At 62.6% G+C, this 21,468-nt stretch carries 23 protein-coding genes; 10 read left to right on the forward strand and 13 right to left on the reverse strand.

Annotated elements, in window-relative coordinates; translation table 11 throughout:
* The first annotated feature begins 52 nt into the window (after positions 1–52).
* Complete coding sequence (locus A8G00_RS19030; protein ID WP_103001411.1) at positions 53–1,372, forward strand: dicarboxylate/amino acid:cation symporter; 1,320 nt, start codon at positions 53–55, stop codon at positions 1,370–1,372.
* Here the strand turns inward: A8G00_RS19030 and A8G00_RS19035 are convergent.
* The gene (locus A8G00_RS19035; protein WP_044662029.1) at positions 1,324–1,746 is read right to left on the reverse strand and encodes a VOC family protein; all 423 of its coding nucleotides are present in this window, start codon (positions 1,744–1,746) and stop codon (positions 1,324–1,326) included. The genes A8G00_RS19030 and A8G00_RS19035 overlap by 49 nt on opposite strands.
* Positions 1,747–1,808: 62 nt before the next feature.
* On the opposite strand from A8G00_RS19035, the gene trmFO reads away from it, so the two are divergent.
* Entirely contained in the window at positions 1,809–3,161 is a 1,353-nt protein-coding gene (gene trmFO, locus A8G00_RS19040) for a methylenetetrahydrofolate--tRNA-(uracil(54)-C(5))-methyltransferase (FADH(2)-oxidizing) TrmFO (protein ID WP_170825589.1), read from the forward strand.
* Positions 3,162–3,165: 4 nt separating this feature from the next.
* Here trmFO and A8G00_RS19045 read toward each other — a convergent pair whose 3' ends face one another.
* Positions 3,166–3,630: an EF-hand domain-containing protein gene (locus A8G00_RS19045; protein WP_025549075.1), complete on the reverse strand. Its 465-nt coding sequence runs from the start codon at positions 3,628–3,630 to the stop codon at positions 3,166–3,168.
* A gap of 10 nt (positions 3,631–3,640) precedes the next feature.
* Positions 3,641–4,282: a hypothetical protein gene (locus A8G00_RS19050; protein ID WP_103001412.1), complete on the reverse strand. Its 642-nt coding sequence runs from the start codon at positions 4,280–4,282 to the stop codon at positions 3,641–3,643.
* A 147-nt stretch (positions 4,283–4,429) separates the two neighbouring features.
* Here A8G00_RS19050 and A8G00_RS19055 point away from each other — a divergent pair, with 147 nt between their 5' ends.
* The 3 genes from A8G00_RS19055 to A8G00_RS19065 are packed head-to-tail and all read left to right on the forward strand — an operon-like array spanning position 4,430 to position 7,772.
* A complete protein-coding gene (locus tag A8G00_RS19055) occupies positions 4,430–6,481 on the forward strand; it encodes a Tad domain-containing protein (RefSeq protein ID WP_103001413.1) in 2,052 nt (683 codons plus the stop codon).
* Positions 6,481–7,092 carry a TadE/TadG family type IV pilus assembly protein gene (locus A8G00_RS19060; protein WP_103001414.1) on the forward strand — a complete coding sequence of 204 codons (612 nt, stop codon included), beginning with the start codon at positions 6,481–6,483 and terminating at the stop codon, positions 7,090–7,092. The genes A8G00_RS19055 and A8G00_RS19060 overlap by 1 nt, the downstream gene beginning before the upstream one ends.
* Positions 7,089–7,772 carry a TadE/TadG family type IV pilus assembly protein gene (locus A8G00_RS19065; protein ID WP_025549070.1) on the forward strand — a complete coding sequence of 228 codons (684 nt, stop codon included), beginning with the start codon at positions 7,089–7,091 and terminating at the stop codon, positions 7,770–7,772. The genes A8G00_RS19060 and A8G00_RS19065 overlap by 4 nt, the downstream gene beginning before the upstream one ends.
* Before the next feature lie 34 nt (positions 7,773–7,806).
* Here A8G00_RS19065 and A8G00_RS19070 read toward each other — a convergent pair whose 3' ends face one another.
* The 4 genes from A8G00_RS19070 to eno all read right to left on the reverse strand — a co-directional run bounded on the left by A8G00_RS19070 (position 7,807) and on the right by eno (position 12,064).
* Positions 7,807–9,198: a pyruvate dehydrogenase complex E1 component subunit beta gene (locus A8G00_RS19070; protein ID WP_044662025.1), complete on the reverse strand. Its 1,392-nt coding sequence runs from the start codon at positions 9,196–9,198 to the stop codon at positions 7,807–7,809.
* Positions 9,198–10,274, reverse strand: a complete 1,077-nt coding sequence (gene pdhA / locus A8G00_RS19075) for a pyruvate dehydrogenase (acetyl-transferring) E1 component subunit alpha (protein ID WP_025549067.1) — start codon at positions 10,272–10,274, stop codon at positions 9,198–9,200. The genes A8G00_RS19070 and pdhA overlap by 1 nt, the downstream gene beginning before the upstream one ends.
* Before the next feature lie 126 nt (positions 10,275–10,400).
* The gene (locus A8G00_RS19080; protein ID WP_025549066.1) at positions 10,401–10,712 is read right to left on the reverse strand and encodes a septum formation initiator family protein; all 312 of its coding nucleotides are present in this window, start codon (positions 10,710–10,712) and stop codon (positions 10,401–10,403) included.
* 77 nt (positions 10,713–10,789) lie between these two features.
* Positions 10,790–12,064, reverse strand: coding sequence for a phosphopyruvate hydratase (gene eno, locus A8G00_RS19085; protein WP_025549065.1), 1,275 nt, complete (start codon positions 12,062–12,064; stop codon positions 10,790–10,792).
* A gap of 223 nt (positions 12,065–12,287) precedes the next feature.
* Here eno and A8G00_RS19090 point away from each other — a divergent pair, with 223 nt between their 5' ends.
* From A8G00_RS19090 to A8G00_RS19110, 5 genes are all read left to right on the forward strand, one after another.
* Positions 12,288–12,908 (forward strand): hypothetical protein, encoded by a 621-nt coding sequence (locus A8G00_RS19090; RefSeq protein ID WP_044662022.1) that lies wholly within the window; start codon positions 12,288–12,290, stop codon positions 12,906–12,908.
* Between the two features lie 98 nt (positions 12,909–13,006).
* Positions 13,007–13,321, forward strand: coding sequence for a phage holin family protein (locus A8G00_RS19095; protein ID WP_099185812.1), 315 nt, complete (start codon positions 13,007–13,009; stop codon positions 13,319–13,321).
* Positions 13,318–13,641, forward strand: a complete 324-nt coding sequence (locus A8G00_RS19100; protein ID WP_025549060.1) for a hypothetical protein — start codon at positions 13,318–13,320, stop codon at positions 13,639–13,641. The genes A8G00_RS19095 and A8G00_RS19100 overlap by 4 nt, the downstream gene beginning before the upstream one ends.
* Complete coding sequence (locus A8G00_RS19105) at positions 13,634–14,221, forward strand: DUF883 family protein (protein WP_103001415.1); 588 nt, start codon at positions 13,634–13,636, stop codon at positions 14,219–14,221. The genes A8G00_RS19100 and A8G00_RS19105 overlap by 8 nt, the downstream gene beginning before the upstream one ends.
* 105 nt (positions 14,222–14,326) lie before the next feature.
* Positions 14,327–14,548, forward strand: a complete 222-nt coding sequence (locus tag A8G00_RS19110; protein WP_025549059.1) for a DUF4170 domain-containing protein — start codon at positions 14,327–14,329, stop codon at positions 14,546–14,548.
* Between the two features lie 19 nt (positions 14,549–14,567).
* On the opposite strand, the gene A8G00_RS19115 is transcribed toward A8G00_RS19110, so the two are convergent.
* The 6 genes from A8G00_RS19115 to carA form a co-directional block, all read right to left on the reverse strand.
* Positions 14,568–15,206 carry a rhomboid family intramembrane serine protease gene (locus A8G00_RS19115; protein WP_037482410.1) on the reverse strand — a complete coding sequence of 213 codons (639 nt, stop codon included), beginning with the start codon at positions 15,204–15,206 and terminating at the stop codon, positions 14,568–14,570.
* Positions 15,207–15,234: 28 nt separating this feature from the next.
* The gene (gene greA, locus A8G00_RS19120; RefSeq protein WP_025549056.1) at positions 15,235–15,711 is read right to left on the reverse strand and encodes a transcription elongation factor GreA; all 477 of its coding nucleotides are present in this window, start codon (positions 15,709–15,711) and stop codon (positions 15,235–15,237) included.
* A gap of 81 nt (positions 15,712–15,792) precedes the next feature.
* Positions 15,793–19,128 carry a carbamoyl-phosphate synthase large subunit gene (carB, locus tag A8G00_RS19125; RefSeq protein ID WP_044662019.1) on the reverse strand — a complete coding sequence of 1,112 codons (3,336 nt, stop codon included), beginning with the start codon at positions 19,126–19,128 and terminating at the stop codon, positions 15,793–15,795.
* Positions 19,128–19,907, reverse strand: coding sequence for a hypothetical protein (locus tag A8G00_RS24875; protein ID WP_146032620.1), 780 nt, complete (start codon positions 19,905–19,907; stop codon positions 19,128–19,130). Before A8G00_RS24875 ends, carB begins: the two co-directional genes overlap by 1 nt.
* Entirely contained in the window at positions 19,904–20,272 is a 369-nt protein-coding gene (locus A8G00_RS19130) for a ribonuclease E inhibitor RraB (RefSeq protein WP_044662018.1), read from the reverse strand. The genes A8G00_RS24875 and A8G00_RS19130 overlap by 4 nt, the downstream gene beginning before the upstream one ends.
* The gene (carA, locus tag A8G00_RS19135) at positions 20,269–21,432 is read right to left on the reverse strand and encodes a glutamine-hydrolyzing carbamoyl-phosphate synthase small subunit (RefSeq protein WP_103001436.1); all 1,164 of its coding nucleotides are present in this window, start codon (positions 21,430–21,432) and stop codon (positions 20,269–20,271) included. Before carA ends, A8G00_RS19130 begins: the two co-directional genes overlap by 4 nt.
* Between the last annotated feature and the right edge of the window lie 36 nt (positions 21,433–21,468).

The raw sequence follows: 21,468 nt of genomic DNA on the forward strand, positions 1-21,468 counted from the left end.
TTGACGGCATCGCTCACCATATCGCGCGCCGGTCGCCCGAAGGAATGCACCCATGGCCATCAACTATCGCAGTTTCGGATTTCAGGTTCTGGTCGGCATGGCGGTCGGCCTGTTGCTCGGTCTGGCGGCGCGAGCCATGGGAACCGCGCCGGACGGCGACCTCAACTGGCTGGCGACCGCGCTCAAGACGACGGGGTCGATCTTCGTTTCCCTGCTGAAGGCCGTGGTGCCGCCGCTGGTGTTCGCGGCCATCGTCGCCTCCATCGCCAATCTGCGCGCGCTCGACAATGCGGCGCGGCTGGCGGGGCAGACCCTGCTCTGGTTCGCGATCACGGCGCTGATCGCGGTCGTCATCGGCCTTGCCATCGGCCTGGTCGTCCAGCCGGGCTCTGGCCTGCACGGGCAGGCGCTGGCGATCGGCAAGACGGACTCCGTCGGTGGCTGGCTCGATTTCCTGAAGGGGCTGGTTCCCGGCAACAGCTTCGCCCTGTCCGCCAGCACCAAGCTGAACGATGGCGGCGCGACCACCACGCTTTCCTTCAACATCCTGCAGTTGCTGGTGATCTCCATCGCCGTCGGCCTCGCCACCTTGAAGGTCGGAGAGAAGGCAGAGCCTTTCCTGGCCTTCGTCCGCTCCCTGCTGGCGGTGGTCCGCGCCATCCTGGGCTGGATCATCCGCCTGACGCCCATCGGTTCCGCCGCCCTGATCGGCAGCGCCATCGCCACCTATGGCTGGAGCGCGCTCGCCCAGCTCGGCGGTTTTGCCGGAGCCGTCTATCTGGGCCTCGCGCTGGTGCTGCTGGTCGTCTATCCGCTGCTGCTGGCGGCAAACGGGCTCAGGCCGCTGCCCTTCTTCGCCAAGGCGTGGCCGGCGATCCAGCTCGGTTTCGTTTCGCGATCCTCGGTCGGCACGCTGCCCGTCACCGAAGCCGTGACGGAGCGCATGGGCGTGGAAAGGGGCTATGCCGCCTTCGCCATTCCGCTGGGGTCGACCACCAAGATGGACGGCTGCGCCTCCATCTATCCTGCGCTGGCGGCGATCTTCGTGGCGGGCTTCTACGGCATTCCCCTTCATGCGGCGGATTATGCGCTGATCGTCTTCGTTTCCGTCGTCGGATCGGCGGCGACGGCGGGCCTGACCGGCGCGATCGTGATGCTGACGCTGACGCTTTCCACGCTCGGACTGCCGCTGGAGGGCGCCGGGCTGCTGCTGGCCATCGATCCGATCCTCGACATGGGCCGCACCGCCGTCAACGTCGCGGGGCAGGTGCTGGTCGCCACCATCGTCGCCAAGCGGGAGGGGATTTTGGACGAGAGCGCCTATTATGGCGCGTCCCCGTCCACCGAAGCGCTCGGCTCCTCCATCGCATAGCATACCGCCTCCACATTGATGCCGTCGGGGTCGAGGATGAAGGCGGCGTAATAGCTCGCGCCATAGCGGGGCCGCAGGCCGGGCGCGCCATTATCCTTGCCCCCGGCGCGCAGCCCCGCCGCGTGAAAGGCGTGGACCATCGCCCGGTTCTCGACCCGGAAGGCGACATGCGTCCCCTCACCCACCGCTTCATTGTCACCGAACCAGAAGAAGGCGTCCTCATCCCGGCCATAGCCATGGGCATCCCCGCCGCTGCCATTTTCCGCCGCAGCGACCGTCCGCAACCGCCTGAGGCCGATCGCGCCCAGCAGTTCATCGTAGAAATCGCGCGATCGTCCGGCATCACTGACCGCAAAGCCGATATGGTCGATCATTTTGCGCTCTCCTTTTTCTCGCTTTTGACCTAAACGCCCCACCACAACGCATGAATTGAAGAATGGGCAAAGTGGCGAAGCATCAGGTTCACATCATCGGCGGCGGCATGGCGGGCACGGAAGCGGCATGGCAGTTGGCGCAGGCCGGCGTGAAGGTCCGCCTGTCGGAAATGCGCGGGAGCGGCGACATGACGCCCGCGCATCAGACCGATGGCCTTGCCGAACTGGTCTGCTCCAACAGCTTCCGCTCCGACGATGCGGACAAGAATGCCGTGGGGCTGCTGCATCAGGAGATGCGGCGGCTGGGCTCCCTCATCATGGCGCAGGCGGAACCGGCCAAGGTTCCCGCCGGGTCGGCGCTGGCGGTCGACCGCCACATCTTTTCCGAAGGCGTCACCCGCGCACTGGCCGGGCATCCCAATGTGGAGATCGTGCGCGAACGCATCGACGCCCTGCCGACAGAGGGCATGACCATCGTCGCCACCGGCCCGCTGACCGCCCCCGCTCTGGCCGCCAGCATCGGGCAAGCGGCGGGCATCGACCATCTCGCCTTTTTCGACGCCATCGCGCCGGTCGTGCATTTCGACAGCATCGACATGGACAAATGCTGGATGGCCAATCGCTGGGACAAGATCGGCCCCGGCGGCGGCGAGGGGAAGGACTATATCAACTGCCCCATGAACAGGGAGCAGTATCAGGCCTTCGTCCAGGGCCTGCTTGACGGCGAGAAGAGCGACTTCAAGGAATGGGAAAAGGACACCCCCTATTTCGAGGGCTGCATGCCCATCGAAGTCATGGCGTCGCGTGGCCCGGAAACATTGCGCCACGGACCGATGAAGCCGATGGGCCTGGACGATCCGCGCACCGGCCGCTGGCCCTATGCGGTGGTGCAGCTGCGGCAGGACAATGCGTCGGGCACGCTGTGGAACATGGTCGGTTTCCAGACCAAGCTGAAGCATGGCGCGCAGGTCGAACTGTTCCGCACCATCCCCGGTCTGGAAAAGGCGGAATTCGCCCGGCTGGGCGGGCTTCACCGCAACACCTTCATCCAGAGCCCCAAGCTGCTGGACGGCACCTTGCGCCTGAAAAGCGCGCCGCATATCCGCTTTGCCGGACAGGTCACGGGCTGCGAGGGCTATGTCGAGAGCGCGGCCATAGGCCTGCTCGCCGGGCGCTTTGCCGCGGCGGAGATATTGGGCCGGCCGCTCGCGCCGCTGCCGCCGGAAACCGCGCTCGGCGCGCTGCTGGGCCATGTGACCGGCAATGTCGAGACGGCGGATTACCAGCCGATGAACGTCAATTTCGGCCTCTTCCCCCCGCTCGACGACGTGAAGAAGAAGCAGCGCAAGGAAGCCATGACATCCCGCGCCCGCGCCGCGCTGGGCGCCTGGCTGGGTGAACTTCAGCCGGCCTGACGTTTCAGCATCTGCATTTGGCGGCGGCCGCGCGTTTCGGCGCGGTCGTCGCGAATTCCGCTGGGGTCAGCCTGCCGTCGCCATTGCCGTCCGCCTTGGCAAAGCGATCCGACGTCGTCACCGCCCACTCCTCGAAGGAGAGGAGATTGTCATTGTCGCGGTCGAGCGCCTTGAACGCCTTGACGCGGCTGCCCATCATCTCGACCCGCGTGATGAAGCCGTCGCGATTGCGGTCGTAGCGGCCAAAGCGCTTCTGCTCGCGGCTTTGCGGCGACGCTTCGCCGGGCATGGGCGGCGCATCGCCCGAAGCGTCCGGATCGCCTTCCGGCAGGGCGTCGACAGCGGGCGGCGGGGGCGATCCAATCAGGGGCTGGGGCACGGGTTCATTGTTCGCCCGCCCCTGCCACCAGAACAGCCCGCCCGCCGCCAGCAGCAATGCGGCCATCGCGCCCCCCAGAACTCGTTCCACACTATCCCCCTTATCGCCCCAACAATGCGATGCGCACCAATCGCCAATATAGCGCTGGGGTCAATCCCGCCGGCGCACAGCGGCCTTCCTCTATGTCGCGACGCGCAAGCTGATAGGCGATCCGCAACGGGCGCCATTGCTTTGGCCAAGCCGGCCAGTCGCCGGTTATATATCCTCGCGCCAGTTCGATTGCCCTGCCCGCGCCTTCCCGGTCCGCACCATGTCCGGACAAATCCCACAACGCCCAGGCCGCCCCCGCGCGGTCGAGCCAGGATGGAATATCCTCCCGCCCCGCCAGCGCCCGAAACAGGCCACCGCCTCGTCCCTCCGCATAGCCGGAAAGATCGACCTCCCCGATCAGCGCCTCCCAGCCGTCAAGCCATTGCGACAGGCCGCACGGCGGCAGGGCGTCCAGCTTCCGCATCGCATCGATCAACGGCTCGCCGCGCCCCTTTACGCCGCTTTCATCGGTCAGGGCATCGTTCCACCAGGCCATTCGCATCTGCCCGATGATCGGCTCGCTCGTCGTCGCCACGAGCCGCGAAAATCGGGCATCGAGCGCCCAGATCAACCGATGAAGCGGCGCATCAGGGCCGGCATAGGCGCTGAGCAACGACGGCAATGGGGCGAGATCGTCGCTCACAATATCCATCCGCCTATATCGATGGAAATGGATTTGACCGAAATTATCAGCTTTTTAACCCCAACCGGCATAGTGATCCTGGCAACTGCCCCTGGATGGGCATGGGGCTGCCCTGCCTGAATTGGGGGTGCGGGGCAAGTAAAGGCAGAGCGGATTATGAGCGACCGGATCAAGCGCGCGCTGTTCATTCTGATGCGGCTTTATCACAATCAGGCGGGGAATACCCTGGCCATGGTAGCGGCTGCTGTCCTTCCGCTTATGGGATTGATCGGCGGCGGTGTCGACATGAGCCGCATCTATCTGACGAAGTCGAGGCTGCAGCAAGCCTGCGACGCCGGCGCACTTGCCGGCCGCAAAACCATGGGCGGCGGCGCATGGGCCGCCAACAACAACCAGGCGCTGAATGCCGCAAACGGGATGTTCGACGCCAATTTCCGGCCAGGCTCCTATGGCAGCGGAACGGTGATGCGATCGTTCAGCGAGTCCGCGGGAAAGGTTACCGGCACGGCGTCTGTGCCGCTGCCGATGGCGATCATGCGGATTTTCGGCATTAATTCCAAAACAATCGAGGTCGCTTGCGACGCCGAAATGCGCCTGCCGAATACCGATGTGATGTTCGTGTTGGACGTGACCGGATCGATGGGACAGGCGATCTCTGGCGACACCGAAACCAAAATAGTTGGCCTCCGTCGTGCGGTGCGCTGCTTTTACGAGATAGTGGCTCGCCTGGACACTGTTGCCCAATGCGACGGTGACGCGCCCTCTGGCGGTACAAGCGCGGAGACGCAAATACGGTTCGGGTTTGTCCCTTATGATACGAACGTCAACGTCGGCAAACTGCTGCCTTCGAACTGGTTCAAGGACTTCGCAACCTATCAGTCGCGCGAGCGAACAGTTGTGTACGGCAAGGTCGTGTCTACTGAAGACGTTGGCAAGACTGACTGGGCAAACATAGGCTGGACTGACAAGTCTGCCAGGACAGCTACGGAGGCGCTGTGTAAATCGACCTATGTGGAGCCCGGAGAACTGACCGCTTCCACCGCAGCTCTCACCAATGGCATGAATGAGACAAATGGAGGCGTTCAGGGTAACGGCAATTGGCAGGCATCGCAGAAATGGAAGGATGATCAGCGCGAATTCACAAGTTGGGTTTCCGGCAACAACGGATGCAAGTATAGAATTCGTTCTCGATCTTACACGCGCTGGTACACCTATGTCAGCACATTCCAGTTCGATCCCAATGCCGTCGCCTTCAATGCGTGGCGATATCATCCGGTGCAAGTCGATCTGCGCGCCCTCAAAAATGGCACGGGCTGGAATTCACCCGCTTCGCTCGTGCTGCCTGTCGGAACAACGGGTCTAGATACGACAGACAAGGTGTCCAGCACCAACTATTCGGACCAGACAATCTCTTGGGATGGGTGCATAGAGGAACGCAGAACCGTAGCGGCGACAAGCTACATGCCTCGTCCTGACGATGCGCTCGACCTGGATCTCGATACTCCGCCGACCAACGACCCTGACACCCAGTGGGCGCCTGCGTTGGGCCAGATCATCTATAAAAGGGGGGCCTCCTTCAGTGATCCAACGACAAGAAACCGGTCTGAAGTAGTTACCTTCTACAACAAGTTCGGCAAAGGATCCTACACCTGCACAACGGCAGCGGCGCATTTGCTCGAGCCGTGGCCCAACGCATCGGCCTTCGACAGCTATGTGGACACCTTGACACCGGGAGGTGCCACCTATCACGATATAGGCCTCATTTGGGGCGGGAGATTGCTATCGCCGACCGGCCTGTTTGCAGCGAATAACGCGACGACTCCACGCGGCGGTGAAATACAACGTCATTTAATCTTCATGACTGATGGCGAAGCCAATGCCGAAGTCGACACCTACCAAGCCTATGGCATTCCCTATTGGGACCGCCGGCAAACCACAGATACCCAGACTGAGAATCTACCAAACCTAGACGCTACCCTGACCCAGCAGATCAATCTGCGTACCCAAGCAGCGTGCGCGGCAATCAAGAACATGCCCAATACCACTGTGTGGGTTGTCTGGTTCGGTACCAAGAACACTACCATCGAAAACATGCTTAAGTCATGCGCCAGTAAGGATCGCTTCTTCTCGGCCCAAAGTTCGGCCGCCCTGCAACAGACTTTCCGCAATATCGCCAATCAGATTTCCCAACTCAGGCTCACAAGCTGATGTCAGTGACAGCGCTTTTCCGTCGATCCAGCGATCAGCGAGGCACCGCCATCACGGAATTCGGGCTGATCGCGCCCGTGTTCCTGCTGCTGATGCTTGGCGCGCTGGACCTGGCGCATACGCTGTACATGCAGGGCGTGCTTCAGGGCGTGGTGCAGAAGGCGGCGCGGGATTCAACGCTGGAAAGCGGTCAGGAAGAGGCGACGCAGTTGGCCATCAACCAGAAGATCGAAGATCAGGTGAAGCGACTGGCGGCCAATGCCGAAGTGAGAATCAGCCGTCGCAACTTCTATTCCTACACGAAAGCAGCCCAGGCAGTCGCAGAACCTTATAATGACAATAACGGCAACGGCAAATGCGATGATGGCGAACCGTTTCAGGACAATAATGCCAATGGCGTTCGGGATGCGGACGGCGGCAGCGAAGGTCAAGGCGGCACCCAAGCAGCCGTGGTCATGATCGTGGACGTCCAATATCCCCGCTTCTTCCCTCTGGACAAGATGATCGGCCTACCCGGCAAGGTCCATCTCTCGGCAAAGACCGTGCTGACCAACCAGCCCTATGGCCAGAAACCCGGCGAACCTGTTTCCGTCGTGAGGAATTGCCCATGAGGAGGAACAGCAATATTTTTGCGCGCTGTTCGAACTGGATTTGTGGTCTAAGCCGCGCGCAGAACGGCATCGCGGTGGTCGAATTCGCCCTATGTCTGCCATTCGTCCTGGTGGCTACTCTTACGGCTGCCGAGCTGGCCAACTATACAGTCACCAAAATGCGCGTCAGCCAGTTGGCATTGCGGCTTGCCGATGACGGGTCGCGTATTGGGACAGGCGACCTGTTATCAACCAAACAGATAACGGAAGCACAAATAAATGATCTGATGACGGGTGCCGACCTTCAGGGTTCCGCCCTGGGCCTGTTTTCCAACGGCAAGGTCGTCCTCACCAGCCTTGAACCAGTGGCCAATCCCAACACAACCGATCGCTACCGCATCCGTTGGCAGCGATGCCGGGGCGGCCTGACCTACTCTTCCGGCTTCGGCAAGCAGGGTGACACCAACCTGACAGGCATTTCGGTCAATGGCCAAACCCTCAAGGCTCCAGAGGGGGGCGCTGTCATCCTTGCCGAGGTGGCGTATAGATATCAGCCGCTGATCGGATCGCGCTGGCTCAACTTGTCGAGCATGGTTGAGACCGCAGGGATGTATGTCCGGGACAATCGCGAATATGCAGGACCAACAGGCGGCGTAGGCATCTACAACCCGGAAAATGTGACGGCATCGACCTGTAGTTGATGGGGAGCTGCACGTGCCGCTCCCCATCCGCAGTTCACCGATAACAAACCTTCTTCGCCGCAGCGACAACCCGCGCCGCATCGATAAGCGCCGCCTTTTCCAGATTCGCCGCATAGGGCAGCGGCACATCCTCATTGGTCACGCGCAGCACAGGCGCGTCGAGGTCGTCGAAACCCTGTTCCATCACCACCGCCGCGATCTCAGACGCGATCGAGCAGACCGGCCAGCCCTCTTCCACCACCACCAGGCGATTGGTCTTCTTCAGGCTCTCCAGCACAGTCGCGGTATCGAGCGGGCGTAGCGTGCGCAGGTCGATGACCTCCGCATCGATGCCTTCGCCGGCCAAAGCCTCCGCCGCTTCCAGCGCAACGCCAACGCCGATGGAGTAGCTGACCAGCGTCACATCCTTGCCTTCGCGGACGATGCGCGCCTTGCCGATGGGGAGGACATAATCGTCCACCTTGGGCACGTCGAAGCTGCGGCCATAGACCAGTTCGTTCTCAAGGAACACGACCGGATCGTCCGAACGGATCGCCGCCTTGAGCAGGCCCTTGGCGTCGGCCGAGTCATAGGGCGCGATGACGATGAGCCCGGGAACCGACGCATACCAGGGACCGTAATTCTGGCTATGCTGCGCGGCGACGCGGCTGGCCGCGCCATTGGGACCGCGGAACACGATCGGACAGCGCATCTGGCCGCCGGACATGTAATTGGTCTTGGCGGCCGAATTGATGATATGGTCGATCGCCTGCATCGCGAAGTTGAAGGTCATGAACTCGACGATCGGCTTCAATCCGCCCATCGCCGCGCCCGCGCCTATGCCGGCAAAGCCATATTCGGTGATCGGCGTATCGATGACGCGCCTGTCGCCGAATTCCTCCAGCAGGCCCTGGGTGACCTTATAGGCGCCCTGATATTCGGCCACCTCTTCACCCATGACGAAGACGCGCTCGTCCCGCCGCATTTCCTCGGCCATGGCGTCGCGCAGCGCTTCGCGAACGGTGGTCTTGATATATTCGGTACCCTCGGGCAGCGCCGGGTCCTTGACGGTCGCCTTCGCCTCGGTCGCAAGCTTCGACGTGCCGCTTTCGGCCTTCCTGGGTGCCGGAGCGGCTTCGGGCGCGGCGGGAGGCGCACTTTCGGCGGCCTTCGGGGCCTGTGCGGTCTCGCCACCCTCGCCTGCCCCATCTGCCGCCATCGTTGCGATGACGGTGCCGACCTTCACGCCTTCAGTCCCCTCGGCCACCATGATCTGGCCGATCTTGCCTTCATCGACGGCTTCGAATTCCATCGTCGCCTTGTCGGTCTCGATCTCAGCCAATATGTCGCCCGAGCGGACCTCGTCCCCTTCCTTCACCAGCCACTTCGCCAACGTGCCTTCCTCCATCGTCGGGGAAAGCGCCGGCATCTTGATTTCGATACCCATTAATATTGCTCCACCAGCACGTCGGTATAAAGGTCGTGCAGTTCCGGTTCGGGAGAGGTTTCAGCGAAATCCGCCGCGTCGCTGACGATCTTGCGGATGTCCTGGTCGATCTTCTTGAGTTCGTCCTCGACGACGCCCATGTCGGCCAGATATTTCTTGACGCCTTCGATCGGGTCGGACTTTTCGCGCATCGACTGCACTTCCTCGCGCGACCGGTATTTGGCCGGGTCGGACATGGAATGGCCGCGATAGCGATAGGTCTTCATTTCCAGCAGGATCGGACCGTTGCCCGCCTGCACCCATTTCAGCGCCTCTTCCGTCGCGCCGCGCACCGCCAGCACGTCCATGCCGTTCACCTGGATGCCGGGAATGCGGAAGCTTTCGCCGCGCCGGTAAAGCTGGTCTTCCGCCGAGGAGCGGTTGACGCTGGTGCCCATGGCATATTGGTTGTTCTCGATCACGAAGATGATCGGCAGCTTCCACAGCTCGGCCATGTTGAAGCTTTCGTAGACCTGGCCCTGATTGGCCGCGCCGTCTCCGAAATAGGCGACGCAGACGCCGCCGTCATTATTATACTTGTGCGCGAAGCCGAGACCGGCGCCAAGCGACACCTGGGCGCCGACGATGCCGTGGCCGCCGTAGAATTTATGCTCGACGCTGAACATGTGCATCGAACCGCCCTTGCCGCGCGAAATGCCGGCTTCGCGGCCGGTCAGTTCAGCCATGATGACGTTGGGATCGATGCCATAGGCCAGCATGTGGCCGTGGTCGCGATAGCCGGTGATGACGCTGTCCTTGCCGGGCTGGAGCGCCGACTGGATGCCGACGGCGACCGCTTCCTGCCCGATATAGAGGTGGCAGAAGCCGCCGATCAGGCCCAGGCCGTAAAGCTGGCCGGCCTTTTCCTCGAAACGGCGGATCAGGACCATCTGCCGGTAGAATTCCAGCAGCTCTTCCTTGCTGGCCTTATAATCTTTGGGAGTGTCGGGGCGAGGCCGGTTATGGTCCGCGCCGGCGGCGGGTGCAGCCGCCTTTGCCTTTGCGCGTGAAGGACGCGGCGTCGTTGGTTTCGCCAAGGCTCTTATCCTTTTGCGTGGGTGAGGATGGAAGGAAGGCCGGTATAGCGGCAGTCCGCCCCCAAATGCAACGCGGCATGGGGCACAGGAACGCGGCAAAAGCGATTGACCAGCCGTCGGGAAAGGTCAGTTCAGCGGGACGATCACTTCATCATGATGGACGACGCCCAGCTCCCGCCGGATCAGTTCATCGGAAAGATCGGGATCGACGCGCCGGGGATCGAGCAGGTCCACCCGGTTCTTCAACTCTTGCCGGCTGGCCTGAACCTGCTTCAGTTCAGACTGGGCATGATGGAGCTGCCGCTTGTAATCGCCCCATGCCAGAACCCCGTTGGAACCCAGCACCACATAGCCTGCGAAGAAGAGAAGAAGAAGCACCGCAATCGCCGGACCGAAGGCCGAAAAAAGCAACATGCGGAGTTTCGCGATATGCGCCATGGACCAGTTGAATCACAGGGACGGGCCGGCCGCAAGCAAAATTTACTGCGCTTGCGACCGGATGTCGAAAATTTGATTTAGCGGAAAATCGAACGCCCGGCGTAAAGCGCGACGTCGCCCAGTTCTTCTTCGATCCGGATGAGCTGGTTATACTTGGCGAGCCGGTCCGAACGGGCGAGCGAACCGGTCTTGATCTGGCCGCAATTGGTGGCGACGGCCAGATCGGCGATCGTCGCGTCCTCGGTCTCGCCGGAACGGTGCGACATGACGGCGGTGTAGCGCGCCCGATGGGCCATGTCGACGGCCGCCAGCGTTTCGGTGAGCGAACCGATCTGGTTCACCTTGACCAACAGCGAATTGGCGAGGCCCTTGCCGATGCCCATTTCCAGACGCCTGGGATTGGTCACGAAAAGGTCGTCGCCCACCAGCTGGACCTTGCCCCCGATCTTGTCGGTCAGCGCCTTCCAGCCCTCGAAATCATCCTCGCTCATACCGTCCTCGATCGACTTGATCGGATAGTCGGCGCAAAGGGCCGCGAGATAATCGGCCATTTCGACCGGGCTGAGCGACAGGCCTTCGCCCGAAATCTCGTACTTGCCGTTCCTGAAGAATTCGGTCGCCGCACAGTCCAGCGCCAGCACGACGTCATCGCCCGGCTTGTAGCCCGCCTTCTCCACCGACAGCATGATGAAGTCGAGCGCATCGCGGGTAGAGGCGATGTTGGGCGCGAAACCGCCTTCATCGCCAACGGAGGTGGCCAGTCCCTTGTCGTGCAGGCCCTTCTTCAGCGTATGGAAGATTTCCGAACCGATCCGCACGGCGTCGGCAATGCTCTCCGCGCCGACCGGCATGATCATGAATTCCTGGAAGTCGATCGGATTGTCGGCATGTTCGCCGCCGTTGATGATGTTCATCATCGGCACCGGCAGCACATGCGCATTGACGCCGCCGACATAGCGGTAGAGCGGCAGGCCGCGCGCATCGGCGGCCGCCTTCGCCACCGCCAGGCTGACGCCCAGGATCGCGTTGGCGCCCAGGTTCGACTTGTTCTCCGTCCCGTCGAGCGCGATCATCGCAGCATCGACCTCTGCCTGATCCTCGGCATCCAGGCCGATGATCTGCTCGGCAATCTGGTCATTGACGGCGGCGACGGCGGCGAGCACGCCCTTGCCCAGATATTTGGCGGCGTCCCCATCCCGCTTTTCCACCGCTTCATAGGCGCCGGTCGAAGCGCCCGAAGGCACGGCGGCGCGGCCGAAGCTGCCATCCTCCAGCATCACGTCGACTTCGACGGTCGGATTGCCGCGGCTGTCCAGAATCTGGCGGGCATGAATATCGAGAATGGCTGTCATGGTCGCTCCTTGGAGTGGCTCTGGGGACTGGCTCTGGTCGCTTTTCGCGCCCCGCTTAGCCACCGCCTCCCCGCTTGGCAATGCAGGGGCTTGCAAGGACTCGAAAAATGCCGATGCTCAAAATAGTAACGGCAACGGAACTGTGGGCGGTGGCGAAGCATTAGAGGCAGAGCCGCCCGCCCGCACAGCGATTCCACCGTATTTCAAAGGGAGACTTAGGACGATGGCCGACACCCCGGAAACCCCGCCCGCCAAGCGCGCCAGAAAGGCCAGCCCCGCCAAGGCGCCCAAGGCCAAGCCGGCCAAGGCCGCCCTGTCCGGCACGCTGGTGAAGGCCGCGCCCGTCAAGACCGCCACCACGCGCAAGGCCGCCGCGCCCAAGACGCCGGGCAACGGGGCCGCCGCCCATGGCTGGACCGCGCAGATCGCGCCGATCAAGGCGCAAGCGGAAAAGGCTGCGAAGGCCGCCGCCGACAAGCTGAACGCCGTCGATTGGAAAGCGCATATCGACCCGCTCAAGGACCAGGCGTCCAAGACCGCAAAATCCGCCGCGGGCGTCGCCAAGGACAAGACCGGATCGGCCATGCAGAGCCTGGCGAAGCTGATTTCCGACACGGCGGGCACCGTCGATGCGAAGCTTGGCCCGCAATATGGCGACTATGCGCGCCAGGCGGCCGAATCGGTGGCCGGCGCCGCGAAGACGCTGGACAGCAAGGATGTCGACCAGTTGATGACCGAAGCGCGGGATTTCGTGCGCAAGAGCCCGGCCGTGGCCATCGGCGCTGCAGCGGTGGTCGGCTTCGTGCTGATGCGTCTTGCCAAGGGGTCGGACGAAGACGCCTGATCGCGTCCTTGCCCATTGACGGACGACAGGGCCCCGGCGCCGGGGCGGAGGATATTTTGACTCAAGAGCCCCTGCAGACCGAGGCACAGGAAGAGTCCGTGCGGGACGTCTTCACACGCCTGTACAGCGACGGGCGGGCCTATGCGGAAGCGGAAGTCGAACGGCAGAAGCTGCGCGCCGGCATCGTCGGCGCGGGGGTCCGCGATGCGCTGATCTTCGCGACGGCGGGCATCATGCTTGCCTTCGCGGCGATCGTCGCCGGGCTGGTGGGCATCATCTTGGCGTTGTCGCCGCTTGTCGGGCCCGGCTGGGCGACGGGCGCGGTATTCGGCGGCGCGCTGGTCATCGCGCTGCTGCTGCTGCTGGTCGCGAAGGGCCGCATCGACCGGATGAAGAAGGCGGTGAAGCCATGAAGCGCGAAGAAGCCTATCGCGATGCGGTGGCGCGGGCGGATGCGCGCAAGGCCGCGCTCATCTCCAGCGCCCTTGCCGCCAGGGCGCGCCTCACCCCCGCCCGGCTCAAGCAGGACGCGAAGGACAAGGCAACGGAAACGCTGATGGACGGCGCCGCCTATGCGGCTGCCAAGGTCCAGCAACGGCCGGCCGCCACGGCCGCGGCGACGGGCGCGCTCGCGCTCTATTTGCTGCGCCGTCCGCTCGGGGCACTTTTCCGGCAGATATACGTTCGGATAAGCAACCGCACAGAAGAGATTTCGGAGACTGACGATGGCTGACATCCGCACGCAACTCACCCGCGCCCGCGAAGCGGCGAACGACATTGCCGGGACCGCGTCCGGCAAGTTCCGCGATACGGCGGATCGCGCGAGGGAAAGTGCCGGCGACCTGATCCAGACGAGCCGTGAAAAGGCGGGCGATGCCTATGCGGACGCGCGCGACCGGTCGCAACGGATCGCGGCCCGCGCCAATGAAATCGTTCAGGAACACCCCATCGCCGCCGTCGCGGGCGCCGTGGCGGCCGGAGCCGTCATCGCATGGATGTTCCCCAAGAGCCGCGCGGCCATGAAGGCCCTGCCCGGCCTTGCCAGCAGTGCGGGCGCCAAGGTGCTGGAAGCGGCGCTCGCCGCCAGGGCCGTGGCGGCGGAAAATGCCGAAAGCCTGCGGTCGAACGCCGGCGAGGCGCTGCACAATGCGGCCGAGGGGACGAGGGAAGCGGCGGCATCGGCACGCGACAGCGTGGCGTCCGCCGACCTCGGTGCAAAGGCGTCCCGCCTTGCCGACGATGTGGCTTCGCTGGTCGCCGCGAAGGTCGACGCGCTGAGCGAAGCGGTGAAGGCCCGATTGCCAAAAACGTAATCGCGCCGCCGCCAAAAGCATGCTGATCCGGCCGCCTGCCCCCTTGGACGGGTGCGGGCGGCCTGCTACGCTATGGGTTCACCGAGCAGGAGAACATAAGATACCATGAGCAAGCTGCACCTTGTAATGGGCGGTCGCGTCAAAAATCCTCAAACGCTGGAATTCGAAGATCTGAGTTCGATCGAGCTGGTCGGCGTCTATCCCGATTACAGCAGTGCAGAAAATGCCTGGCGCGGCGCTGCTCAGCGGACGGTCGACGATGCGGAGATGCGCTATGTGATCGTGCACCTGCACCGGCTGCTGGAACCCGATCTGCCCAGCGGCTGAAGAGCAGGAAAGCCGGGCGTCAGGAAAGGGGCTGGGGACGCTTGCGGAAACGCCAGCGCAGCAAAGGGCGCGTCAGCACCAGCCCCACCAGAAAGCCGCCGATATGTGCGGCAACAGCAATCTGCCCCAGGTCGCCCAGTCCCTGCGCCGTGGCGAAACCGATCATGAGCTGAAGCACGATCCAGCTTGCCGCCAGCCAGAGCAGACGAACCAGATTGGCCGACACCGGTCCAACCCGCCGGACCTTCTGCTGGCTGTAGAGCAGCGCATAGGTCGCGATGACCGCCGATATGGCCCCGCTGGCGCCGACCATGGGATTGGTGGAATGCGGATCGATCGCCCATTGCAGCGCCGTCGCGCCATAGGCTCCGGCAATGTAGAGCAGCAGCGTCGCGCCCTTGTCCAGCACATGCTCCACCTGTCGCCCGCAGAAGACGAACATGAACAGGTTGAAGCCGACATGCAGCCAGTTGGCATGGACCAGCGTGCAACTGATCGGCGTCAGCCACACCGGAACGGCCGCCATGCCGGCCAGCAGGGCGCCATCCTCCACCCGTGCGGGGATGAAGCCGGCCATGATCGCGGCATTATCGACCTGCCCCGTCAGGTAAAGCAGCAGGAAGGCGACGAAGGTGATCGCCGCAATCCCGTTCGTCATGCGACCGGCAGGCAGTTTCACGGATGGATCAGATGAAATCGATCTTGTCGACCAGGTAGAATTTGTCGCCCGATGGCACCGACACCTCGACCTCCTCGCCGATCTGGCGCCCGATCAGCGCACGGCCCAGGGGGCTGTTATAGCTGATCATGCCAAGCTTGGCGTCAGCTTCGGCCTGGCCCACGATCTGGTACTTGACCGGCTTGTCGTCCTCATCGAGCAGGGTGACGGTCGCGCCGAACACGACCTTGTCGCCCGAAAGCGTCCTGGGATCGATGATCTGGGCACGCGACAGCTTGTCTTCCAGATCGGCAATGGTGGCTTCAACCTGGCCCTGACGCTCCTTGGCGGCGTGATATTCGGCATTTTCCGACAGATCGCCGTGCGCGCGGGCTTCTTCGATGGCGTCCACGATCAATGGCCGCTCGGCCTTCAACTCGCGGAGCTGCTCGTTGAGCTTGTCATAGCCCATCTGCAGCATCGGCATCTTCTCGACGGTCGCCATTCTTGCAAATCCTTCGTCAAAACTTCCCTTTGGCGGCCCCGACCTTGGGGCCACCCGCAGCGTGCTTCCTTGTGCAGGGGATCAGGCTTGCGACACAGGATAATAGGACTGGAGCGAACGCACTTCAAGGGCATGCCCCCGAAGAGCCTCGATCGCATTCGCCGCCGCGACGCTGGCCGCCGCCGTGGTGAAGCTGGCGACCTTGGCGCGCAGCGCGCTGGTGCGGATCGCCTTGCTGTCCTTGAGCGACTGCCAGCCCTCCGTCGTGTTGAAGATCAGGTCGACGTCCCCGTCGGTGATCCTGTCGACGATATGCGGACGCCCTTCGGCCACCTTGTTGACCGGCTGGACGGCGATGCCCTGCTCCTCCAGATAGCGGGCCGTGCCGCCCGTGGCGATGATGGCGAAGCCCAGCGCCGCCATCTTCTGCACGGCGGGCAGGATCACCGGCTTGTCGCTGTCCTTGACCGACACAAACACCGTGCCGCCCTTGGGCAGGATGGTCCCCGCGCCCAGCTGCGCCTTGGCGAAGGCCGTGGCGAAATCGCTGTCGATGCCCATGACTTCGCCAGTGCTCTTCATTTCCGGCGAGAGCACCGGATCGACGCCGGGGAAGCGGGCGAAGGGGAAGACGGCTTCCTTGACCGCGATATGGTCGATGGCGTTCCGGTCGATCTTCGGCAGGTCCTTGAGCTTCTCGCCCGCCATGACGCGGCTGGCGATCTTGGCGATCGGCGTGCCGATGGCCTTGGCGACGAAGGGCACCGTCCGGCTGGCGCGGGGATTGACCTCGATCAGATAGACGACGCCGTCCTTGACCGCGAACTGGATGTTCATCAGGCCGCGGACCGACAGCGCGCGGGCGAGGACATCGGCCTGACGCTCGATCTCCGCGATGATGTCGTCCGACAGGCTGTAGGGCGGCAGCGAGCAGGCGGAGTCGCCGGAATGGACGCCCGCCTCCTCGATATGCTGGAGCACGCCGGCGACCACCACATCGTCGCCGTCGCAGAGCGCGTCCACATCCACCTCGACCGCGTCGCGCAGATACTGGTCGATCAGCACCGGGGAGTCGCCCGATACCTGAACGGCGGTGGCGATATATTCCTCCAGCTGCGCCTGACCATCGACGATCTCCATGGCGCGGCCGCCAAGGACATAGGAGGGGCGCATCAGCACCGGATAGCCGATGCGGTTGGCGACGGCGATCGCCTCCTCGCGGCTGCGCGCGATGCCGTTGGCGGGCTGCTTCAGTTTCAGCCTGTCGATCAGCGCGGCGAACCGCTCGCGGTCCTCCGCCAGGTCGATGGCGTCGGGCGACGTGCCCAGGATCGGCACGCCCGCATTTTCCAGCGCCTGCGCCAGCTTGAGCGGCGTCTGCCCGCCGAACTGGACGATCACGCCGGCCAGCGTTCCGTTCGACATCTCGACGCTCAGGATTTCCAGCACGTCCTCCGCCGTCAGCGGCTCGAAATAGAGACGGTCCGACGTGTCATAGTCGGTCGACACCGTTTCCGGGTTGCAGTTGACCATGATCGTCTCATAACCCGCCTCCGCCAGCGCGAAGCAGGCATGGACGCAGCAATAGTCGAACTCGATGCCCTGCCCGATGCGGTTGGGACCGCCGCCCAGGATCACGACCTTCTTCCTGTCGCTGGGCTGCGCCTCATTCTCCGCATCGCCGAAGATCGGCGCTTCGTAGGTCGAGTACATATAGGGCGTCTTCGCCTCGAACTCGGCGGCGCAGGTGTCGATGCGCTTGAACACGGGGCGCACGCCCAGCCTGTGGCGCAGCGCGCGGACCTCATCCTCGGTGACGCCGCCGGTCATGGCCTTGACCGCTTCGTGGATCAGGCCGGAACCCCGCGCGATGCCCCGTTCCATGCCGCGCAGATTGGCCGATTTGAGCGCAAGATAGGCAAGGCGCTTGTCGGAAAAGCCCATCGACTTCAGCCGGCGCATGCCGTCCGCATCCTGCGGCAGGCCGTTGTTCAGAATTTCCGCTTCGGCGTCGATGATCTCCTTGATCCGCTCCAGGAACCAGGGGTCGAACTTCGCGATATTGTGGATTTCAGCGACGGTGAGGCCCTCGCGCAGGGCCTGCGCGGCGACCAGCAGGCGGTCGGGCGTCGGCTGGGCGAGCGCGGCGATGATGTCGTCCTTGGGCGCGCCGACGAGATGGTCGACCTCATTGAAGCCGCAAAGCCCGGTTTCCAGGCCCCGCAGCGCCTTCTGCATCGATTCATGGATGTTGCGGCCGATCGCCATCACCTCGCCCACCGACTTCATCGCGGTGCCGAGCAGCGGTTCGGACCCCTTGAACTTCTCGAAGGCGAAGCGCGGGATCTTGGTCACGACATAGTCGATGGTCGGCTCGAACGACGCCGGGGTGGCGCCGGTGATGTCGTTCTCGATCTCATCCAGCGTGTAGCCGACGGCGAGCTTCGCCGCGACCTTCGCGATGGGGAAGCCCGTCGCCTTCGAAGCCAGCGCGGACGAGCGGGAAACCCGCGGGTTCATTTCGATGACGATCAGACGGCCATCCTTCGGATTGACTGCGAACTGTACGTTCGAACCGCCTGTTTCCACGCCGATTTCACGCAGCACCGCGATGCTCGCGTTGCGCATGATCTGATATTCCTTGTCGGTCAGCGTCAGCGCGGGAGCCACGGTGATGGAGTCGCCGGTATGGACGCCCATCGGATCGACATTCTCGATCGAGCAGATGATGATGGCATTGTCGTTCCGGTCCCGGACGACCTCCATCTCATATTCCTTCCAGCCGAGCAGCGATTCCTCGATCAGCACCTCGGTGGTGGGCGACGCGTCGAGGCCGGCGGCCACGATCTGCTTGAACTCGTCCTTGTTATAGGCAACGCCGCCGCCAGTGCCGCCGAGCGTGAAGCTTGGGCGGATGATCGAAGGAAGCCCCGTGAATTCAAGAGCTTCCAGCGCCTCTTCCATAGTATGTGCGATGCGCGAGCGGGCGGATTCCAGCCCGATCTTGTCCATCGCGTCGCGGAATTTCAGGCGGTCCTCCGCCTTGTCGATGGCGGCCGCATCCGCGCCGATCATCTTGACGCCGAACTTCTCCAGCGTGCCGTCGTTGAAGAGAGCGAGCGCCGTGTTGAGCGCCGTCTGCCCGCCCATGGTCGGCAACACCGCGTCGGGGCGTTCCTTCTCGATGATCTTCGCCACGATTTCGGGCGTGATCGGCTCGACATAGGTCGCGTCGGCGAATTCCGGATCGGTCATGATGGTGGCCGGGTTGGAATTCACCAGGATGATGCGATAGCCCTCTTCCTTGAGCGCCTTCACCGCCTGCGTGCCCGAATAGTCAAACTCGCAAGCCTGGCCGATGATGATCGGGCCAGCGCCGATGATGAGGATGGAGGAGATGTCGGTGCGTTTGGGCATTATGATTGGATTCCCAAGAAACTTAGAATTAGTTTAAGAAGTAATTTCGCGGCTTCGCCAACAAATGTACCCGCAGCTTTTTCAGACACCCATTCAAGCGTCTTCTTACTTCTAGAGGCTAGTTCGGAAGATCGGACGTAGTCGCCTGACAGCGCATGTTCCAACTGCTCAATTTCGACTGAGAGAGCAGACGCCTGTTCAGCCGTAATATCACCAAGATCGTTACCTGTCCGGATACGCCGCTTTAGTTCCGACGCGTACTCACGAATTTCCGCTATTTCTTTGCTGTCTGACGGAATTTTAATTACGAGGCCGCTCGGATCACTTTCATTCGGAATCGTTGGCAAATTTAATATCGCCTGACGTAGCCATTCCGATCCAAAAGCATGATACTTTCTCAAAACTGCATATTTATTATATAGTTCTAGATAGCGATATGTTTCCGCTTCCGCACGATTAATCCCCATATTTTCATCTGGGGCGGAAGTCACGATATCATCATATCGACGCCGATCATCCTCAACGCGATCAATAAATCTATCAAATCGCCTCTTACTTATAGTAATGAATGATCCAGCAAATTCATCATCTTCGATGTACGATATGCCACACATGTTTAGAAGACGTATCGCGTTGGAAATTTCTTCAGCTTCAGCTTGAATTTTCCAATTCTCAAGCAAGAAAGCGTGAACGTCATCCCTTGGACAGGACAAGCCATTCGACAAACCGCTCGCGCTATCCAGAATAGCTGCTGCAATATACTCGAAGCGGCTGCTCAATGCACGCCCCCCGTCCGGGCCTCGCAACCCCAGCCGTCATATTCGACGCCGCAGAGGATTTCGATCTGAAGGCATTTCTTCGTCAGGGCGCGGATCGACTGTTCATCGACAGGCTGCTCGCATTCGAGGAAGAGGAAGAGGTCGCCATCCTCATCCTCTTCGCGGTCCAGTTCCACAAAGCCGAATTGGCTCGCAATGGTCAGGACGCGTTCGAAATCCTTCTCGCCGCCCTTGAAGCTGACGTCCACAGGCCGCGCGATGCGCGCCACGTCGCCATTCCGCGCGAGATTGGCGAGGACGGCTTTGTCCGCCTCCCACTCTGCTGCGAGGCGGGCTTCGTCAACCGGGGGCAGGTTGAGGCTCACTTAAGCTCCTCAACGAACCGCTGGAACAGATAGAAGCTATCCTGCGGGCCGGGCGAGGCTTCGGGGTGATACTGGACCGAGAAAGCCTTCCTATCCGTCAGTTCGATGCCGCAATTGCTGCCGTCGAAGAGCGACACATGGGTCGGCTTCACATTGGCGGGCAGCGTGTCGGCGTCGACCGCGAAGCCGTGGTTCATCGAGGTGATCTCGACCAGACCGTCGGACAGACGCTTGACCGGATGGTTGGCGCCGCGATGGCCCTGATGCATCTTGACGGTCTTCGCGCCCGCCGCCAGCGCCAGCATCTGGTGGCCAAGGCAGATGCCGAAGACGGGCTTGTCCGCGTCCAGCAGCTTCCGGATCACCGGCACGGCATATTCGCCGGTCGCGGCGGGGTCGCCGGGGCCGTTGGAAAGGAACACGCCGTCGGGATTATGCTCCATCACCTGCTCATAGCTGGCGGTGGCGGGCAGCACGGTGACGCGGGCGCCGGCTTTCACCAGATTGCGGAAGATATTGTTCTTCGCGCCATAATCGATCGCGACGACATGGGGCCGCTCCTCACCGGCTTCATCCAGGCCGTAGCCGAAGCCCAGCTTCCACACGCCATCCTTCCAGAGGCGGCTTTCCTTGGCGGAGACTTCGATGGCAAGGTCCATGCCCTCCAGGCCCGGCCAGGCCGCAGCCCTGGCGGCGAGCGCCTCGATGTCGAACCGCCCCTCCGGATCGTGCGCGATCACGACATTGGGCGCGCCCTTGACCCGGATCAGCCTGGTCAGCGCGCGGGTGTCGACGCCGGCAAGGCCAATGCGGCCATTTTCCTTCATCCACTGGTCGAAGGGCTCGACATTGCGGAAGTTGCTGGGTTCCGTCACGTCCTGCCGCACGACGCAGCCCAGCGCGTGGGGCAGCTCCGCCTCCACATCGTCCAGATTCGTGCCGACATTGCCGATATGCGGGAAGGTGAAGGTGACGATCTGCCCCGCATAGCTGGGGTCGGTCATCACTTCCTGATAGCCGGTCATGGCCGTGTTGAAGCACAGTTCGCCCACCGCATCGCCGACAGCGCCGAAGCCGCGCCCGAAGACGGCGGAGCCATCGGCGAAAACCAACACCCCTGTCGCTCCTTTGGGCACAATGAGGGTTTTGGCGTCAGCCATGGTCATATCGTCCTTTATGCTTTTGCGGGAACCCGT

Origin of the sequence: Sphingobium sp. SA916 (assembly GCF_002894065.1) — a bacterium.
Lineage (GTDB): Bacteria > Pseudomonadota > Alphaproteobacteria > Sphingomonadales > Sphingomonadaceae > Sphingobium > Sphingobium fuliginis.

Bases quoted from the DNA above. Each gene is read 5' to 3' on its own strand.
- carB (WP_044662019.1), bottom strand. From the start codon at position 19,128: ATGCCCAAACGCACCGACATCTCCTCCATCCTCATCATCGGCGCTGGC.
- A8G00_RS19065 (WP_025549070.1), top strand. From the start codon at position 7,089: ATGAGGAGGAACAGCAATATTTTTGCGCGCTGTTCGAACTGGATTTGT.
- A8G00_RS19080 (WP_025549066.1), bottom strand. From the start codon at position 10,712: ATGGCGCATATCGCGAAACTCCGCATGTTGCTTTTTTCGGCCTTCGGT.
- A8G00_RS19030 (WP_103001411.1), top strand. From the start codon at position 53: ATGGCCATCAACTATCGCAGTTTCGGATTTCAGGTTCTGGTCGGCATG.
- A8G00_RS19070 (WP_044662025.1), bottom strand. From the start codon at position 9,198: ATGGGTATCGAAATCAAGATGCCGGCGCTTTCCCCGACGATGGAGGAA.
- A8G00_RS19060 (WP_103001414.1), top strand. From the start codon at position 6,481: ATGTCAGTGACAGCGCTTTTCCGTCGATCCAGCGATCAGCGAGGCACC.
- trmFO (WP_170825589.1), top strand. From the start codon at position 1,809: ATGGGCAAAGTGGCGAAGCATCAGGTTCACATCATCGGCGGCGGCATG.
- greA (WP_025549056.1), bottom strand. From the start codon at position 15,711: ATGGCGACCGTCGAGAAGATGCCGATGCTGCAGATGGGCTATGACAAG.
- A8G00_RS19100 (WP_025549060.1), top strand. From the start codon at position 13,318: ATGAAGCGCGAAGAAGCCTATCGCGATGCGGTGGCGCGGGCGGATGCG.
- A8G00_RS19055 (WP_103001413.1), top strand. From the start codon at position 4,430: ATGAGCGACCGGATCAAGCGCGCGCTGTTCATTCTGATGCGGCTTTAT.
- A8G00_RS19105 (WP_103001415.1), top strand. From the start codon at position 13,634: ATGGCTGACATCCGCACGCAACTCACCCGCGCCCGCGAAGCGGCGAAC.
- A8G00_RS19110 (WP_025549059.1), top strand. From the start codon at position 14,327: ATGAGCAAGCTGCACCTTGTAATGGGCGGTCGCGTCAAAAATCCTCAA.
- carA (WP_103001436.1), bottom strand. From the start codon at position 21,432: ATGGCTGACGCCAAAACCCTCATTGTGCCCAAAGGAGCGACAGGGGTG.
- eno (WP_025549065.1), bottom strand. From the start codon at position 12,064: ATGACAGCCATTCTCGATATTCATGCCCGCCAGATTCTGGACAGCCGC.
- A8G00_RS19115 (WP_037482410.1), bottom strand. From the start codon at position 15,206: ATGACGAACGGGATTGCGGCGATCACCTTCGTCGCCTTCCTGCTGCTT.
- A8G00_RS19090 (WP_044662022.1), top strand. From the start codon at position 12,288: ATGGCCGACACCCCGGAAACCCCGCCCGCCAAGCGCGCCAGAAAGGCC.
- A8G00_RS19050 (WP_103001412.1), bottom strand. From the start codon at position 4,282: ATGGATATTGTGAGCGACGATCTCGCCCCATTGCCGTCGTTGCTCAGC.
- A8G00_RS19035 (WP_044662029.1), bottom strand. From the start codon at position 1,746: ATGATCGACCATATCGGCTTTGCGGTCAGTGATGCCGGACGATCGCGC.